The following is a 17,185-nucleotide window of genomic DNA, read 5'->3' as shown; positions in this document are numbered from 1 at the left end:
ACTGGATAAATGTTTATATACCAGTCTTTTTCAGTAAAAAATACTTATTTAAGAAGATTCTTTTCTTTTAAATAGTCTTTCGCCACTATGCTAGGATCTTGCCCTTCCACATTGACTTGATAATTCATTTCACTCATTTCTTCTTCGCTAATTTTTCCTGCCAATTTATTCAATATTTCTGCTAATTCTGGATATTTTTCCAACGTTGCTGTTTTAATAAGTGGTGCTCCTTGATAAGGCGGAAATAGCGCTTGATCATCTTCTAACGTTACTAAATCGTATTGTCTCAATTCACTATCCGTTGAATAAGCATCAATCACATTTACCTCACCATTATTAATCGCTTGATAGCGTAACGCCGGTTCCATCGATTGGACATTCAGATTTAAATGATATTTTTCTTGTAATCCCTTATAACCATCTTGCCGATCAATAAATTCTAACGTAAAACCTGCTTTCAACTGATTGCTAATTTTCTGTAAATCACTAATCGTTTTTAATTGATGCGCTTTTGCAAATGAGCGTTTAACTGCGACGGCATACGTATTTTCATAGCGCATCGGTTTCAACAAAGTAAGGTTTTCTTGTTTTTTCAAGCCAGCGCGTGCCGCTTCATAGACTACTTGAGGTTGATTGTCTAGCTGAGGAGGATTTTTTAAAAAGGTTTCGATCACTGTTCCTGTAAATTCCGGATAAAGATCGATTTCATCTGATTTCAAGGCATTATATAAAAAAGTAGTCTTGCCAAAGTTTGGCTTTAACGTCACCTGAATGTCGCTATTTTCTTCAATTAAGGCTTTATACATATTAATAATAATATCTGGTTCCGCTCCTAATTTGCCAGCAATTGTCAGCTGTTTTTCCTTTGAAGAAGTTTGTTGATTCCAGAAAAATGAACCACCTAACAAAAGGCCTAAAATAGTACCACCAATGATTAGTCGCCGCCCATTCGCTTTTTCCAACCAATGAATTCCATAATTAAATAAGACTGCTAGTGCAGCTGATGAAAGAGCTCCAATAAAAATCAACGATAAATTATTTCGATCAATTCCTAATAAAATGAAGGTCCCTAAACCGCCTGCTCCAATTAACGCCGCCAACGTGGCCGTACCAATAATTAAAACGGTAGCCGTTCGAATCCCAGAAATAATAAATGGTAATGCCATTTGTAACTCAAACTTAAACAGTTTTTCTTTTTTACTCATCCCAAATGCTTCTGCGGCTTCTTCTAACGAAGGATCAATTTCCGTCAAACCAGTATAGGTGTTTTGTAAAATTGGGAATAAGGCATAAATCACTAGCGCAACAATTGCCGGTGGTCGACCAATACCAATTAACGGAATCAGTAAGCCTAGCAAGGCTAAAGAAGGGATGGTTTGGAAAATCCCAGTCACTTGTAACAGACTTTCCGCTAACTTACGATGACTTGTTAAATAAATGGCTAAAGGAATTGCAATCAACGCAGCGAATAATAACGAGATAAAGGACAATTGCATATGCTCGATTAACGCTTGCAGATATTCTTCTTTTCGAGCGAAAAAAGTTTCAATCAGTGCTTGCATCTACTGTTCCTCGCTTTCCAACAGCTGTTCCATAAAACGAGTAATCGTTTTTGAGGTGATACACCCTAAAACTTGTTGTTTTTCTACTAAATTTGCTTTCTCTTGTGCATTAATGAGTTGGACAATCTCTTTTAAATTGGTTTCCATGAAAACAGTCGGCACTGGCTCAATCGTCTCATCTGCGGCTTCTAAAAATGCAGTCAAGTCAGCGCCACAATAGTTCGCTAGTTCTGGCGAAGATTGTTTGAAAAATTGACCGACAAAATTATTTTTCGGATGTTTTTGAATGGCTTCTGGCGTATCGACTTGAATAATTTTGCCAGCGTCCATAATACAGATGCGCTCTCCTAACAGTAAAGCTTCATTCATATCATGGGTCACAAAAACAATGGTACTCGCTAATTCCTGATGAAGTTCTTTCACCAAACGTTGAAGATGATGTCTTGAAATCGGATCTAGCGCGCTAAAAGGTTCATCCATTAAAATCACTTCTGGTTCGGCTGCAATGGCGCGTAAAATCCCGATACGTTGTTGTTCGCCTCCTGAAAGCGCTGCTGGCTTACGATGCAGATATTCCTCAGGATCCAGCTGAACTTTTTTCAATAGTTCAATGGTTCGCTCTCTGCGTTGCTCTTTGGGCCATTTTTTCATTTCAGGAATCAACTCAATATTTTCCGCCACGGTTAAGTTAGGAAATAAGGCAATTTGCTGAAGAACATAGCCAATTTTTAGTCGTAATTCACGTAAAGGGTAGTTGGTTACCGCTTGCTCATTGAGAGCCACTTCACCTGTCGTTGGCTCAATGAGCCGATTAATCATTTTCAAAGTCGTCGTTTTTCCACTACCACTCGGCCCTACTAATACAAAAAATTCGCCTTGTTGGATTGTTAAATTCACATCGGACAAAACAGCATTTTCTTGATATACTTTTGAAACATTTTGAAATTTTATCATTTATTTTCACCGCATCTTTCACTTCTTAATAAACAAAATCTTTGGAGGATCGTCACTCTTTCAGTATAATTTAAGACTAACATCCTGCCTAATTTTTTGTTTTAAGCGCAAGTATGTGGGGGCTCATTTAACGGCTGCCGGTTCGTATCTACAATTATCTACTCAATGAATGGAAAAATTGTCCTCTTCTGCCTTAAACAAAAGTGAACTGTTTTCTACTAAAAGGAGTGATCGTTATGGAAAACGACAAGCGAATTTATAAATGGGACAACGTGAAACTTTTTTTAATTTTCTTAGTGATTTTTGGGCATATTTTAGATCGTGAAGGGTTCTGTTGCAAAGTTTTAAATCTACTATCAAATAAGGTAGAATAATAGAAAAAGATAGCAGGAGGAATGACGGTGAATCATTTTAAAGGAAAGCAATTTCAGCAGGATGTGATTATTGTAGCCGTGGGCTACTATCTTCGTTATAACCTTAGCTATCGTGAAGTTCAAGAAATCTTATATGATCGTGGCATTAACGTTTCTCATACGACGATTTATCGTTGGGTGCAAGAATATGGCAAACTACTCTATCAAATTTGGAAAAAGAAAAATAAACAATCCTTTTATTCATGGAAAATGGATGAAACGTACATCAAAATTAAAGGAAAATGGCATTATTTGTATCGAGCCATCGATGCAGATGGTTTAACCTTGGATATTTGGTTACGTAAAAAACGGGACACACAAGCAGCCTATGCTTTTCTTAAGCGGTTAGTGAAGCAGTTTGATGAACCGAAGGTTGTAGTCACAGATAAAGCCCCCTCTATTACAAGTGCCTTTAAGAAACTAAAAGAATACGGCTTTTATCAAGGGACAGAACATCGTACCATTAAATACCTGAATAATTTGATTGAACAAGACCATCGTCCAGTAAAGAGACGCAATAAATTCTATCGAAGTTTACGCACTGCCTCTACCACGATTAAAGGCATGGAAGCCATTCGAGGATTATATAAGAAAACCCGAAAAGAAGGTACTCTCTTCGGGTTTTCGGTCTGTACTGAAATCAAGGTATTATTGGGAATCCCAGCTTAAATCATAGATACCGTAAGGGATTTTATTCTTTATTTAAAACTTTGCAACAGAACCGCTAATTTTGATTTAAATGTTGATATCCCTTTTTCTGAACTAAACGTCTCAATTATTTTAATTAGTTTTTCTGGTGCCGTTATTGACGGAAGTATGGCTATTTGTAGTTCTACTTACGAAATATATACGAAGAACCCAGAGTTAACTTTTAAAGAACTATTTAATTCTAGTTTTAACGTAGTAATTGAGGTATTAAATTCGACTATATACACTCTCTTATTTGCTTTTATAGCATCTAATTTTGCATTAGTAATTTACTTACAGGATTTAAACTATTCATTTTTAGAATTAATTAATTCTAAAATTTTTGTAGGGGAACTATTAGTAAGTATTTTAACTGGTTGTGCAGGAATTTTAATTTTACCTTTGTCCTGTTTACTAGGTAGCTGGATATTAAAAAAAAGATTCCACACTTTGTATTGAAACCCAAAAGCTAGGCCGAATACCTTTTATAGAAATATATTTGGTATTTTTATACAATTAACCGTTCACTTATATTGAACAAAATTGCAGCCAAGTTTTGTTTTGATTTATTGGTGATTGAAATAATTAAATCCATTTGTTATGTAAGTCTTGATTAGTGTGAAAAAACACCCTCTAATCCAGTCCGCTCTTTTCCAAATACTTAAATAAAAGAATCCACAACTAATTTATCTGTTATTCTATGTAATATACTCAACAAAAGTCACAGTAACTTAACTGTGACTTTTCAGTAAAAATCAATTGTGCATACTGATACAGTAAGTTTAAACTTTTATTGTAATAGTATAATTCTTAATTTGTATTTTTTACTTCTATTCCTAATTGATTTATTCAAAATTATCACAAAATCGTAAAAGTTAAAATTGCATATTCTAACACAAGAAAATCAAAAAAAGATTTTCTTATGTTAATATTTTTGAATATACTAAAGTTCCGATAAGTAGAAAGCACCCTACTGATTTATATAATAGTAGGGTGTTTTGTTAATATAATTTACTTAAATTCTATAACTCACAGTCTATAATCACCTTTTATTCATTTAAATTTAATCCGATAACATACTTAACTCTACGTCAAAGTATAATTTTACCACATGAATCACCATATATAGTTGTATAACTATTTAAGATGACTTCATTAACTTGTTCAGGTTTAGTAAAAACAACTATGACAGATGGATCTTTTCCTGCTTGTTTAATTTGATCAAAATCAACTTCGGCTAATAATGTTTCGGTAGTAACCTTCTCTCCTGCATTAACAAAAATTGAAAAAGGTTTACCCTCCAATTCAACTGTATCTATACCAATATGAATTAAATACTCAATATCTGCATCGCTTTTTATACTAATTGCATGCTTTGTTGGAAAAACAGCTTCAATTCCTCCAGTCAAAGGAGCATATATTTTGTTACCTTCGGGAACAACTGCAAATCCTTCTCCAAGTACTTTTTTTGAAAATATTGGATCATTTACTTCTGAAATAGGAATAATCCTCCCTGAACAAGGAGCAGTAATGGAAATTCCTTCTTGTTTTTTATTTTTAAATAGATTAAACATAAGATATCTCCTAATTCTCAATTTCTAAAATTTGATTAATTTCTTGACTAAGTAAATCAGCTTTACCGCCAAAAACTGCCTGAATACCACCATTCACTTCAAAAACAGCAGTAGCACCTAGTTGTTTAATAGTTTCTTTGTCAACCATTCGGCCATCTACAACAGCTACACGTAAACGAGTAGCACAAGCTTCAACGGATTCAATATTGGTTTTACTACCAAGAGCTTTAATGATTATTTGAGCTTCATCATTTAATGATGTTTTTTTATTTAATTTATTTTCAGCAGTCGTTGGCAACTCTTCTCCCATTCCAGGAATAGCTACTTTAAATTTCTTAATGAAGAAAGTAAATACGCAGAAATAAACAATTGCCCAAGCAATTCCGAAAGGAATTAATTTCAGCCAATTTGTCTTATCGTTTCCTTGGAGTACACCAAATAATAAGAAATCAATTAATCCACCAGAAAATGAATTTCCTACTCGGATATTTAAAATATCAGCAAAATAAAAAGATAGACCATCTAAGAATGCATGAATTATATATAACCATGGGGCTACAAATAAAAACATATATTCAACTGGTTCAGTAATCCCTGTTAAAAATGAAGTCAAGCCACCACTAAAATAAAGTCCACCATTCTTTTTACGATTTTGTTTAGGTATAGCACGATACATAGCATAACAAGCTGCTGGTAAACCAAACATCATTGTCGCGAATCTACCTGCAAAGAAACGAGTACCATAAGTAAATAGTCCTGTATGGTTTGGATCAGCTAGTTGCGCAAAGAAAATATTTTGTGCACCAGAAACAGTAACTCCAGCTACACTTTCTGTACCTCCTAAAGACGTATACCAAAAAAGTGGATAAATAGTATGATGTAATCCTACTGCGCCAGTCAAACGAAGTAAAAATCCATACAAAAAAGTACCTAGACTTCCCATTTGTGCAATATGTTCTCCAACTACTGCTAATCCATTTTGAATTGGTGGCCAAATTAAATAAAAGAAAGAACCGATAATAATTGCCGCTAAACTAGAAATGATTGGAATAAAACGCGATCCGCCAAAAAAGCCCAAAAATTGCGGTAGTTCAATTTTCCGATATCGATTGTGTAGAAATGCAACAGTTCCGCCAATTATAATAGATCCAACAACACCAGTATCAAGAGTTGCATCTTTAGCAGAAAATAACGCAAGAAAGCCGCTGATCGTTGCTGTATACACTAAGTAAGATACTCCACCGGCTAGACCTGCTGTTCCTTTATCCCCGTTTGCTAACCCTACAGCAATACCTATAGCAAAAATCAATGCTAAATTAGTAAAGACAGCATTTCCTGCATAACTCATAATACTTAATACTGTATGGATCCATGGCTGTTCTAAAATTGGATACGCATTCATTGCACTTTCATTTGTTAAAGCACCACCAAGGCCTAAAAGTAAACCTGCTACTGGTAAGATTGCAATCGGTAACATAAATGCGCGACCTAATTGTGAAAACTTCTTAAACATCTTTTTCCTCCTTATTCAATGCATCGACAAATCTTTTAGCAATTTCTTGTGGTCGTGTAATTGCACCACCAACGACAATTCCTGCAACACCCAGCTTTTTAATTTGTCTTGCTTGTTCAGGTGTATGAATTTTCCCTTCAGCAATAACACAAATATTTTCTTGTACTAATTGTTTAATTAATTTCATATCTGGGCCATTTTGTTTTTTGCTCTCCTTTGTATAGCCACTTAAGGTTGTACCAACAAAATCCACACCAGCTTGATAAGCATTCTTTCCTTCCTCAAAAGTAGAAATATCAGCCATTAATAGTTGTTGAGGATACTTTTTCTTTACTTTTTCTATAAAAGTATTAATAGATAATCCGTCATGACGTTTACGTAAAGTACAGTCCAAAGCAATTACCTCCACACCAATTGCAACTAATTCATCTACTTCTCTCATAGTTGCTGTAATAAATGGCTCTTCAGGAGGATAATCTCTTTTTATTATGCCAATAATCGGTAAAGAAACTTTCTCTTTGATTTCCTTAATATCTCGAACAGAATTTGCACGTATACCAACAGCTCCAGCATTTTTAGCTGCTAATGCAAAATATGGCATTAAACCTCCTTCCTCTGTATAAAATGGTTCACCAGGTAGCGCCTGACACGAAACAATTAAACCGCCTGAAATTACTTCTAAGAATTTTGCTTTGTTCAAACTCCACAAACCTCCACTTTTATATTTTTTAGGATTTTTACTCCAAAAAAAGTTTAGCATCCGCTTACATTGTTGTCAAGAAAAATGGAGAATTTTGGAGTTTTTTAATTTTTATAGTGTATAATAAACAAAAATTACATTCTAGAGGAGATTTTATGAATTACATTTATTTAATTAATGAACATTATCCCTTATTAACAAAATCTGAACGAAAAGTTGCTGATTTTATTCTTAACTCTGGAGAATCTATTATTTACAGTACTATGAATGATATTAAAACAAAAGCGAATGTTGGCGATGCAACAATCATTCGCTTTTGTCAAAAACTTGGATTTTCTGGTTTTTCTGATCTAAAAATTGAAATTGCTAAAGAAGATTTTAGCAAAAAAAAAGAACAACCATCTAGTGGTAAATACCACGATGAAGTTGCTAAAAGTTTGATTGAAGTACTTCAGTCTACTTCTTGTTTAATTAATGAAGAAAAATTAACAAAAGCAATCCAACTTATTAATCAAGCAAGCAGCCTATATATTTTTGGTGTAGGATCTAGTGGAAATACTAGTCTTGATTTGGAAAGTATGTTTTTGAGGGTAGGAATACAAGCTAAAGCTGTATTAGATCCTCATTATCAAGCTCAAGTTGCTTCTTTGTTAACAGATAGAGATTTAGTTATTATCTTTTCTTTATCTGGAAAAACAAAAGATACTTATGACTCATTAAAAATTGCAAAAAATAATGGAGCAAAAATACTTGCTATAACGAATTATATTCATTCACCGATAGGAACATCTGCAGATTTAGTTTTACAAACAGCAATCGAAGAATTTTTAAATGGTGGTTCTTTAGCTGGAAAAATTTCACAACTTTATATTTGTGATCTGTTAGTACATGAATATGAACAAAATAACAAGATTAATTCATTGGATTTAAGAGAAAAAGTCTTACGTTCAATTATTGATAAAAGAATTGAGTGATAATTTAGAATTAGTTATTAAAAAAGCAACAAGATTATACTACATAAACAATATGTAATATGTATCTTGTTGCCTCTATTTATTTAGCATTATTCCTCAAATTATTTTGATAGATATCCTACAATATAATAAGCTCACTATACTATTTGTCTTAATAATAGGGGGTATATGGACATAAAAACGAATCGTTTTTTTATTTTGTATACGGTTAGCCGAGAAAGTTCATTTTCTGTTAGTTATATAAGATAGCATTAAACAACCACCACTTAATAACAATAAATAAATAATCAAAGCCTGTATTCTATGAAAACTAGAAATCAAAGAAAAAATACTCATAACCAATGGCGCCATCATCACCAAGATAGAATTAATTAACCCAACAGAAATAGCTAATTGTTGGGAATCTACAGAAGTCATTAACCAGCCAGACAATTTGGGCGTACTTACACCAACCAAAAAGCCAATAATGGCCAATAATGGCCAATCCACTCAAAATAACAACAAAATTCTCATAAAAACAACTAATTAGAAAAATGATAATAAAAAGATTCAAGCATAAAACAACAGTAGCTAACTGAACTTTTTTAAATAAAGGTACTCCAAACAGACTCCCATGGCTAAAGAAAGTGTTAGTACTGCTCCAGTTAACGCAACGGTAAAGCTATAGTTACCAATGATCATTTTTGTTTTTTCTACGAATATGATTTGTAATAACGGTAAAAATGCAGCCAATAAGCCATTGATAATTCCCACTTGAAAAACCATTTGAAATAGCTTGGGTTGATATCTGATTTGATTGATTGCCTTTTTCAAAGAATGCCAATACGATTGTCTTTCTATTTTCTTCCTTGCGCCATCTTCTTCATTTGTTGCAACAGAAGAGGTATCCATAGATTTTTGAATAAACAAAAAAATCACACTGACTAAGAAAAAACTTATTGCATTAAGATACGCTAGTCCAGAGTATGAAACAAGTGCTAGCAGTGCCGCCCCTAAAAATTGTGCAATAAAACGAATGATTTGACCAAAACTGTTAGTTAAGCCCAACGCTTCCTCTAACTCGTCATTTGTACAAATTCTACGAATAATCGGAATTCTTAAACTGTTGCTGAATGTTCCAAAACAATCAGACACAAAATTAATACTAATTGTCACACAGATAATAAGCCATGCTTGCCATGAACTGGCAAACAAAATACCTACAAAACAATATAGTATCCCACGAATAAACCCACTCACTATAAGCCATTGAAAACGATACTTTGTCTGATCTGAAAAGTAACCTGAAAGACTTTCTAGTAAATTAGGTAGTGTTTCTAATAAAGCAATAATTGAAATAATTAGAGAATATTGTTTTAACTGACTAGCGTACGTAACTAGTGCCAAATAAAATAACGAATCTCCTGCAATAGATAAAACATTTGCCAACGAGAGTTGACGAAAAATTTTATTTTTTCTGAAAACATTCATTTGATTTCTCCCCCTCCTAGCAGTTATTATAAGAAAAAAGGAAAAAACAACAGGGAAATTGTCGTATTTGACTAAAAAGGAGGAACTTTATGAACACTATTGGAAAACAACTGAAAATCGAACGAAAAAATCGGGGCCTAACACAAAGTGAAATGTGCCAACCCATTCTTTCAACTTCCTATTATGCCAAGGTTGAAAAGGGGTATCATAAGATTGCAGCTGAGGATTTACTATCTATTTTGAAACAAAACAAAATCGATGTAATAGATTTTTTTATTTCACTTGAAAAAAAAGGTGCCACAGACATCTCTTATGAACAATTAATTCATTTAGCATGGAGTGAGGCTCACTTAAAACAAGATATACCTAAATTACACCGCTTAAAAAAATCGGTTGATCATAATCAAGTGATGTCAAAAAAACAAAAAGCATTACTTTTAGCACTCCTCGATTTATCAATTGCTGGGCTCTCCGATAGTTTAATTTCTATGCCTCCTGATACTAAACAATTATTACAAAACTATTTATTCACGCTACCAACTTGGAATAAATTAAAATTATCTGTTTATGGAAATGCACTCCGAGTTTATACTATTGAAAGTAATCAATTATTCATTAACAGTATCTTAAAAAAAGAACTTACTTCTTATACGCTTTCTAATCGATGTATTATTTTAACAATTCTCTTAAACTTTATTAGTATATGTATTGAATCAAATCAAGATAAATTAGCTTCTAACTATCTTGAATTCATCAATAGAGAAACCTCTTTTCCAGAGAATTTTTTTCAAAAAACTCTTGGTCACTACTTTACTTTATTGCTATTAGCCAGACAAAATAAGCAGATTCCTATGGAAGAATTAACAGCTATCTACAAAGTTTTAACACTTACTGGTTTGTCCCAATACGCAACAGAACTAGAAATTTTTTTTAAAAATCATACCTCTATTGTCAATTAAGTAGATAAGAACTAATTTAAAAAATCGAATTTTTTGAAGAGTATAGCACTACCTTGATATTCAATGTTCTAGAATTAGTATTGGATTTTTTTGTATAGTCGTAAAAAAATACCCCAAATAATTAGACATGGTATCTAATACTTGGGGTACTATTACGTTGTTTGTAATTAAAAAAATTATTAATCCCTTATTTGTCTTGCTTTAGCCTTTTAATAACAAATACAACAGTAAAACCAACAAAACTAACTACAAGCAAAGCCGAACCCAATGTATTTAATACTAAATTATTATTAAATCCTGTTCTAGGCAAAGATTTATCAATCTTTTTTCCTGTAGAAGTATTGTCCATTTTAACGCTATCATTTACCTTATTTTCTTCTTTAAATTCAGTATTCGATGTTTTGTTAATTTGAGCTTTATTCTCTTCTTTTAACACATCAATTTTTTTATATACGTAAACTATCTCTTGATCATTCTCTGTAAATACACCAGAAGCATTTCCCGTTAACTTTTCAAATTGATAACCGTCAAATGTTTTTTTCTCAGTAGAATACTCCTTACCTACAATGTCTGTCTTAGTAATAGGATCAATTAATTGATTTCCCTCTTCATCCATATAACGAACTGTTATCGTTGATTGTTTTACAGGAGGAGTTACAATTTTCTTATATACATAAACGATCTCTTGATCACTCTCTGTAAATACACCAGAAGCATTTCCTGTTAACTTTTCAAATTGATAACCGTCAAATGTTTTTTGCTCAGTAGAATACTCCTTACCTACAATATCTGTCTTAGTAATAGGATCAATTAATTGATTTCCCTCTTCATCCATATAACGAATTGTTATTGTTGACTGTTTTGTAGTCGGGTAAGTCACCGTTACCTGTTTATCATCAGTAACTGTCAATAGATGCATGGGTTTTTGTGGAGTGGTTGAAGTCTCTCCTGTATCGGGGTTTAAGTAAACTTGATCATAGTAATAATTAAGATCTCCTTGCACAGTTGTATTTATAATTCCTTGCTGATTAGGTATTTGTGCCACACTAAAAGTCTTTTCTTCTCCACTTTTCAAATTAAATGCTGGAAAATCGATATCGGATAAAGTTATGTTTTCAAGATCACTCGTACCGTCATTTTTAACTGTGTAGGTTACAGTAATTTCTTTATTTGGATTACTTATTTTTTGTTCTGTTGTCATATCAAGTTTTATAGAAGCATGAGGAATTAATCCTAGATTTGCTATTGCATAACTGTGAACATACGGATTTTGAGTATCATTACTTTCAGTAAATGTTCCATCTAAATTGTAGTAACCACTGACTGTTTGGAGAGGAGCTTTATTATCAAAGTAATAGAAACCATCTGCTGAAAATTGTGAACTATTAACAATACTTGCTTTATTGGATTCAGTAATAGTTAACCATTTTGGTAGTTGACTAGGATTAATGTAAATGTAATTAATGTATGAGCTATCTTCGGGTACATTTTGAGCAATCCAGTTAGCTAAATTTAGGTTCCCAAAACCTGTTCTGTATGGTACTTCTGCATTATCCATAAGCGGATTAGCATCAGAAAATTGCTTTGAAACACTTTCGTACTCCGTCCAATCATCTGTTTCCATAGCTTTATCTGTTATTTCCGACCAATCTTTATTTAAATTCTGCTTTACCCATGCTGACTTAGGCTCAATAACAGCTGTAGCAGAATTAATAGGGGTTGTAGTAGATCCAGCATTCAAATGATTATTTCCTGGATAATCAAATCCTACCGTCAAATCCTTATTTGTAAAGGCTAGTTTATCAAAATGAATAGCAGGTGCTGACGGTTCATTTTGGTCTTGTATTCCATTGCCATTTAAATCAAACCAAATACGTGAACCATAGATAGGCAGAGTATCATCTGCAAATGCAGTGATTGCCATTCCCCCAAACGCAAAAATACATACTACTCCGAAAAGTATTTTTTTTATCATTTCTTCCTCCTTGAAATTATATTTTATTTTGTTTTTAACCCTAATTACATAGAATATACACAAATTAAGAAATTTTTTCAAATTATAAAAACTACCTTAAAAAACAACATAAAGAGCAATAGACATAATAACTTTAAGATAGTAGTAATTTATTTGAATATCACTATTATCCCCTAAATTAAAGTATACCCATAATTTACAAAAGATTGTTCTAAATATATAAAGAAAAAGTCAAAAACTTTTAAGTTTCTGACCTCAATTGTTTTTAGTTGAAAATGCATCTGTCACTTTTCTTTTTAAGTGGCAAAATAATTTGTTGTTAAATGGCAAATGGCTCCTATGTCAATACTCCGAACAAAAAAGTCGAAAGAAATTCTAAATAGCTGTTAAAAGTGAAAAATGAGAGAACGGGGTGGATCAATGAATATAAATTAGATCATACGTTTATCCATTAACAAAAAGAAGACGCACTTCGCTTGATGAATTGATTTTAGGAGGAAGTAATGTGAATAATATGACTGAAAAGTTAATCCAGGATGGCAGTAAGACAAGACGAGCAAAACTAAATATGATTACCACATTGATTGGGAGTTTTCTACTATTTTTTGGTTTTGCCTGTTTTTTCATCAAAATGAATTCAGTAGAATATGTTGATGCAGCTGGCATTTTACACGAAAATTTTTACCTTTTACCGATTGGATTTCTTTTCCTTTTTGCGGGAATGATTGTCTTTTTAGTCACAGGGATTAGATTTATCATAGAGCTTGTTCGGATAAAGGCAGAGCAAACAAAATAAATAAAAGAGCGGAAAAAACGTTTGATCTAATCGAATTTTTTCTATCAAAAACATAGGCAAAAAGGATTTGGGACAAACACTCATGAGATCGATCGCTCTCATGGATGTTTGTCCCAATCGCTTTACGTATGAGATAAAAAATTTTCCTACCTATATTTTTTCAAAGTCATTTTTCTTTTTCTTCTTGCTACTTTTCAGGACTTATACTTTTTCTCCGTTAGAAGCAATCACTTCTTTATACCAGTAGAATGAATCTTTGCGATAACGCTCTAAACTGCCTTTTCCTGTGTCATCTTGATCGACATAAATAAACCCATATCGTTTTGACATTTGCGATGTCCCACAACTAATTAAGTCAATGCACCCCCAAGGAGTATACCCCATCAAATCAACGCCTTCTTTCACTGCTTCACGCATTTGCTGAACATGCTTACTCATGTAGTCAATTCGATAATCATCATGAATCTTCTTATCTTCGGTTAATACATCCTTTGCTCCCAATCCATTTTCACATACAAATAATGGTTTTTGAAAACGATCATACAACTTAATTAAAGAAATTCTCAACCCAATTGGATCGATTGGCCAATCCCACTGTGATAACTCTAAATACTCATTTTTAATTGGACTGTCAAATGTTCCCGCTAACTTAGATGCATCCTCTCTTGCTTCAGCCACGTGAGACATATAGTAACTGATCGCAACAAAGTCTACTGTACCGTTTTTTAAAATTTCAGCATCTTCTGGTTCAATATCAATTGTCAAATTATTTTCAGCAAAATAACTGTAAATATAACTTGGATAATAGCCACGCGCTTGAACATCTGGATAGAACATATTCAGTTGATTAGATTTTACTGCCTGTAACTGATCTTCTGGCTTCGTCGTATGAGCATATGCTTCGATTTGATTGATCATACAGCCAATTTCAACATTAGGGACAATTGCTTTCGCCGCTTTTACAGCTAATGCACTAGCCAAAAACTGATGATGAGATGCTTGGTAAGCAGCTTCTAACGAATTTTCCACCAAATCTTCCAGAACTCCAGCTCCAGTGTATAAACTGTTTAAATTCATATTCATTTCATTAAATGTAATCCAATAACGGACTTTGTTTTTGTATCTTTCTAAAATAACTTTTGCATATTTTTCAAATAAAGAGACCAGTTCTCGGCTAATCCAGCCATTATATTTTTTGGTTAACTCAATTGGCATTTCATAGTGAGACATTGTTACTAGAGGTTCGATACCATACTTAGCGCACTCATCAAAGACCGCATCATAAAATGCTAATCCTTCTTCATTCGGTTCATTTTCTAAACCAGTAGGAAAAATTCGCGCCCATGAAATCGATAGTCTGAAACACTTAAACCCCATCTCAGCAAACAACGCAATATCTTCTTTATAATGGTGATAAAAATCAATCCCCCAACGTTTTGGAAATAGATACTTCTCAGAATGCTTTGTATACTCTTCTAATTCACTTGACGTAACATTAAACGTAAAATTGTTCACCGTCCCAGAAGCATAAGGATCTTTATATGCTGCAAAGTCGGAAGTAGACAATCCTTTTCCTCCCTCTAAATAGGCTCCTTCAATTTGATTGGCCGCTGTAGCGCCGCCCCATAAAAATCCCTTTTTAAATCCTTGATTTGCGTTCATACTTTATTTCTCCTTTTTTATTTATTGAATACACATCATTAATCTTGATGTTTTTGATTCTACATTTTCATCGCCTGTAATAATAATATCTAGAAATTCTGCACTATTAGTGACAATAACCATTGTTGTTTCATCGTACCCTTTATCAACAATTTCTTTCAGGTTGTACCTAAGCAAAGGTTGCCCTTTGTTTATCGTTTCTCCCTCTGAAACAAATCGCTCAAAATATTTTCCTTGTAAATTTACCGTATCGATCCCTACATGAATCAACACTTCCGCCCCCTTAACCGAACGCAACCCGATCGCATGATTTGTTGGAGTGGTCATGGTGATCTCACCATCAAAAGGAGCATAGATCGTATCCCCTAATGGTTTAATTGCTACCCCTTTTCCCATCATTCCACTAGAAAAAGTCTCATCAGAAACAGCTTCTAAAGGAATTAAACTCCCTTTCATAGGCGAAAAAATCTCAATAGGTTGGTTCGATTCTTGTGGAATTGACTTTAGACTAGATGTCTTTTTATCCGTTGTTTCCTCCTTTTCATCTTCTTCAAATCCCCAAAGCATAGTCAAAACGAAAGAAACAACAAAACTTGCAATGTAACCGATCACAGCATAAATAAAATTATTGGAGTTTTTCATAATATAGGTTGGTAATGCTGTAATACCAGGAATTGAAAATGCGGTTGCTTTTACAGCTAAAAAACCAAAAATTGTTCCGCCGACCCCGCCTCCAATTAAAGAAGCATAGAAAGGTTTTTTCAAGCGTAAAGTAACTCCATAAATTGCAGGTTCAGTAATGCCAAAGACTGCTGGAATAAACGTTGAAAATGCCAAAGACTTGGTTTCTGCCCTTTTTGATTTGAGAGAGACCCCTAAAACAGCCCCAGCTTGTGCACTATTGGCGACCAAATTCATCGGTAGCAACATAATGTCATACCCAAACTTTTGAAGACTGGCAAATGTTCCAGGGAAAAAAGCATAGTGCATTCCTGTCAAAACAATTAGAGGCATTAGTCCTCCCATTAACAGTCCTGCTAACGGTCCTGTGACATTAAATAAAGTTGTAAAGATTTGTTCCAAATATTTACCTAAAAAATTACCTAGCGGAGCAACGAATGCTAATAAAATCGGTGCTGTAATCAATAACGATAACATTGGACTAAATACAATATTAACCGTTTTAGGAACAATTTTATCCATCCATTTATTCACAACGCTCAATAACAAAACACCTAAAATAATAGGCAGTACAGTAGAAGAATAGTTATTTAATGGAATCGATAGTCCAAACATTGATAGTGGGCTTGCACCATCTGCTGCACCATTTACTAATGTTGGATACATTAACATTCCCGCTAAAGCCACTGCTAATGATTCTTTGGTCTTAAATTTACGCGCTGCAGTCATAGCTACTAAAAATGGCAAGAAATAAAAGACTCCATCAGATAATACATTTAATACTGCATATGATGAACTTTCCACAGACAACCAGCCAAAAACGACAAACAGAGCCATCAACCCTTTAATTAAACCAGAACCAATAATTGCGGGCATTAAAGGGGTAAAAATACCGCTAATGACATCAAAAATAGTATCTAAGACATTCATTTTTTTCTTGTTATCCGTTGTCTTTTCTTTATTTGAGTTCGCTAATTGCTTATCAATTTCCTGAAAGACCTCTGCTACTTTAGCACCGATGATTATTTGATATTGACCTCCACTAAACTGACTGCCTATCACCCCATTTAATTGATTAATTTCTTTCATGTTAACCTTTGCATCATCCAACAGATTAAATCTCAAACGTGTAATACAATGCCAATTTTGAGAAATATTTTCGCTCCCACCTATGAGAGTAATTATTTGTTGCGCTAACAGTTGATTTTCCATATTCTTTCCCTCCTAAGAACGAGAAAAAGCCCAAACGAAAAAATTCCGTTTAG

13 protein-coding genes and 3 pseudogenes are annotated in these 17,185 nt (G+C 33.4%); 6 read left to right on the top strand and 10 right to left on the bottom strand.

All coding sequences use genetic code 11. The annotated features are described in order from the left end of the window. Window positions 1-44 precede the first annotated feature (44 nt). Entirely contained in the window at window positions 45-1,562 is a 1,518-nt protein-coding gene (locus IGJ20_RS02225) for an ABC transporter permease/substrate-binding protein (protein ID WP_002355507.1), read from the bottom strand. Beyond that, window positions 1,563-2,516: an ABC transporter ATP-binding protein gene (locus IGJ20_RS02220; RefSeq protein WP_002358670.1), complete on the bottom strand. Its 954-nt coding sequence runs from the start codon at window positions 2,514-2,516 to the stop codon at window positions 1,563-1,565. Window positions 2,517-2,752: 236 nt separating this feature from the next. Between IGJ20_RS02220 and IGJ20_RS02215 the strand changes: the two are divergent. The 3 genes and pseudogenes from IGJ20_RS02215 to IGJ20_RS02205 form a co-directional block, all read left to right on the top strand. Beyond that, window positions 2,753-2,875, top strand: a pseudogene (locus IGJ20_RS02215) (acyltransferase family protein); the annotation flags it as partial. A 42-nt stretch (window positions 2,876-2,917) separates the two neighbouring features. Next, window positions 2,918-3,598: an IS6-like element IS1216 family transposase gene (locus IGJ20_RS02210; protein ID WP_010713561.1), complete on the top strand. Its 681-nt coding sequence runs from the start codon at window positions 2,918-2,920 to the stop codon at window positions 3,596-3,598. A 54-nt stretch (window positions 3,599-3,652) separates the two neighbouring features. After that, a pseudogene (locus IGJ20_RS02205) lies at window positions 3,653-4,075 on the top strand (YibE/F family protein); the annotation flags it as partial. 632 nt (window positions 4,076-4,707) lie between these two features. Here IGJ20_RS02205 and IGJ20_RS02200 read toward each other — a convergent pair. The 3 genes from IGJ20_RS02200 to IGJ20_RS02190 are packed head-to-tail and all read right to left on the bottom strand — an operon-like array spanning window position 4,708 to window position 7,403. Then, window positions 4,708-5,190, bottom strand: a complete 483-nt coding sequence (locus IGJ20_RS02200) for a PTS sugar transporter subunit IIA (protein WP_002397631.1) — start codon at window positions 5,188-5,190, stop codon at window positions 4,708-4,710. Between the two features lie 10 nt (window positions 5,191-5,200). Next, complete coding sequence (locus tag IGJ20_RS02195; RefSeq protein WP_002382840.1) at window positions 5,201-6,703, bottom strand: PTS transporter subunit EIIC; 1,503 nt, start codon at window positions 6,701-6,703, stop codon at window positions 5,201-5,203. Beyond that, a complete protein-coding gene (locus IGJ20_RS02190; RefSeq protein ID WP_002358533.1) occupies window positions 6,696-7,403 on the bottom strand; it encodes an N-acetylmannosamine-6-phosphate 2-epimerase in 708 nt (235 codons plus the stop codon). The genes IGJ20_RS02195 and IGJ20_RS02190 overlap by 8 nt, the downstream gene beginning before the upstream one ends. A 155-nt stretch (window positions 7,404-7,558) precedes the next feature. On the opposite strand from IGJ20_RS02190, the gene IGJ20_RS02185 reads away from it, so the two are divergent. Next, window positions 7,559-8,377, top strand: a complete 819-nt coding sequence (locus IGJ20_RS02185; protein ID WP_231414799.1) for a MurR/RpiR family transcriptional regulator — start codon at window positions 7,559-7,561, stop codon at window positions 8,375-8,377. Between the two features lie 222 nt (window positions 8,378-8,599). On the opposite strand, the gene IGJ20_RS02180 is transcribed toward IGJ20_RS02185, so the two are convergent. Both IGJ20_RS02180 and IGJ20_RS02175 read right to left on the bottom strand, forming a co-directional pair. Next, window positions 8,600-8,866 carry a hypothetical protein gene (locus IGJ20_RS02180; RefSeq protein WP_231414800.1) on the bottom strand — a complete coding sequence of 89 codons (267 nt, stop codon included), beginning with the start codon at window positions 8,864-8,866 and terminating at the stop codon, window positions 8,600-8,602. Window positions 8,867-8,947: 81 nt separating this feature from the next. Beyond that, window positions 8,948-9,847, bottom strand: a complete 900-nt coding sequence (locus IGJ20_RS02175; RefSeq protein ID WP_002397635.1) for an MFS transporter — start codon at window positions 9,845-9,847, stop codon at window positions 8,948-8,950. Window positions 9,848-9,936: 89 nt separating this feature from the next. Between IGJ20_RS02175 and IGJ20_RS02170 the strand changes: the two genes are divergently transcribed. Then, a complete protein-coding gene (locus IGJ20_RS02170; RefSeq protein ID WP_002382837.1) occupies window positions 9,937-10,806 on the top strand; it encodes a helix-turn-helix domain-containing protein in 870 nt (289 codons plus the stop codon). A gap of 187 nt (window positions 10,807-10,993) precedes the next feature. Here the strand turns inward: IGJ20_RS02170 and IGJ20_RS02165 are convergent, their stop codons facing one another. After that, window positions 10,994-12,862, bottom strand: a complete 1,869-nt coding sequence (locus IGJ20_RS02165; RefSeq protein ID WP_231414801.1) for a MucBP domain-containing protein — start codon at window positions 12,860-12,862, stop codon at window positions 10,994-10,996. A 391-nt stretch (window positions 12,863-13,253) separates the two neighbouring features. On the opposite strand from IGJ20_RS02165, the pseudogene IGJ20_RS02160 reads away from it, so the two are divergent. After that, window positions 13,254-13,577: pseudogene (locus IGJ20_RS02160) on the top strand (DUF3955 domain-containing protein); the annotation flags it as partial. A gap of 201 nt (window positions 13,578-13,778) precedes the next feature. Here IGJ20_RS02160 and IGJ20_RS02155 read toward each other — a convergent pair. After that, window positions 13,779-15,239 carry a glycoside hydrolase family 1 protein gene (locus IGJ20_RS02155; protein ID WP_002358669.1) on the bottom strand — a complete coding sequence of 487 codons (1,461 nt, stop codon included), beginning with the start codon at window positions 15,237-15,239 and terminating at the stop codon, window positions 13,779-13,781. 21 nt (window positions 15,240-15,260) lie between these two features. Further along, window positions 15,261-17,132 carry a beta-glucoside-specific PTS transporter subunit IIABC gene (locus IGJ20_RS02150; protein WP_070416031.1) on the bottom strand — a complete coding sequence of 624 codons (1,872 nt, stop codon included), beginning with the start codon at window positions 17,130-17,132 and terminating at the stop codon, window positions 15,261-15,263. Window positions 17,133-17,185 lie beyond the last annotated feature (53 nt).

The sequence above is a fragment of the Enterococcus sp. DIV0294 genome, assembly GCF_050558155.1.
Taxonomy (GTDB): domain Bacteria; phylum Bacillota; class Bacilli; order Lactobacillales; family Enterococcaceae; genus Enterococcus; species Enterococcus faecalis.
The sequence above is the reverse complement of the archived record's forward strand: the minus strand, read 5'-3'. Positions and strand labels throughout refer to the sequence as shown.

Excerpts from the sequence above, each read along its gene's own strand:
- IGJ20_RS02225 (WP_002355507.1), bottom strand. The coding sequence starts at position 1,562 with ATGCAAGCACTGATTGAAACTTTTTTCGCTCGAAAAGAAGAATATCTG.
- IGJ20_RS02220 (WP_002358670.1), bottom strand. The coding sequence starts at position 2,516 with ATGATAAAATTTCAAAATGTTTCAAAAGTATATCAAGAAAATGCTGTT.
- IGJ20_RS02200 (WP_002397631.1), bottom strand. The coding sequence starts at position 5,190 with ATGTTTAATCTATTTAAAAATAAAAAACAAGAAGGAATTTCCATTACT.
- IGJ20_RS02195 (WP_002382840.1), bottom strand. The coding sequence starts at position 6,703 with ATGTTTAAGAAGTTTTCACAATTAGGTCGCGCATTTATGTTACCGATT.
- IGJ20_RS02185 (WP_231414799.1), top strand. The coding sequence starts at position 7,559 with ATGAATTACATTTATTTAATTAATGAACATTATCCCTTATTAACAAAA.
- IGJ20_RS02175 (WP_002397635.1), bottom strand. The coding sequence starts at position 9,847 with ATGAATGTTTTCAGAAAAAATAAAATTTTTCGTCAACTCTCGTTGGCA.
- IGJ20_RS02170 (WP_002382837.1), top strand. The coding sequence starts at position 9,937 with ATGAACACTATTGGAAAACAACTGAAAATCGAACGAAAAAATCGGGGC.
- IGJ20_RS02155 (WP_002358669.1), bottom strand. The coding sequence starts at position 15,239 with ATGAACGCAAATCAAGGATTTAAAAAGGGATTTTTATGGGGCGGCGCT.
- IGJ20_RS02150 (WP_070416031.1), bottom strand. The coding sequence starts at position 17,132 with ATGGAAAATCAACTGTTAGCGCAACAAATAATTACTCTCATAGGTGGG.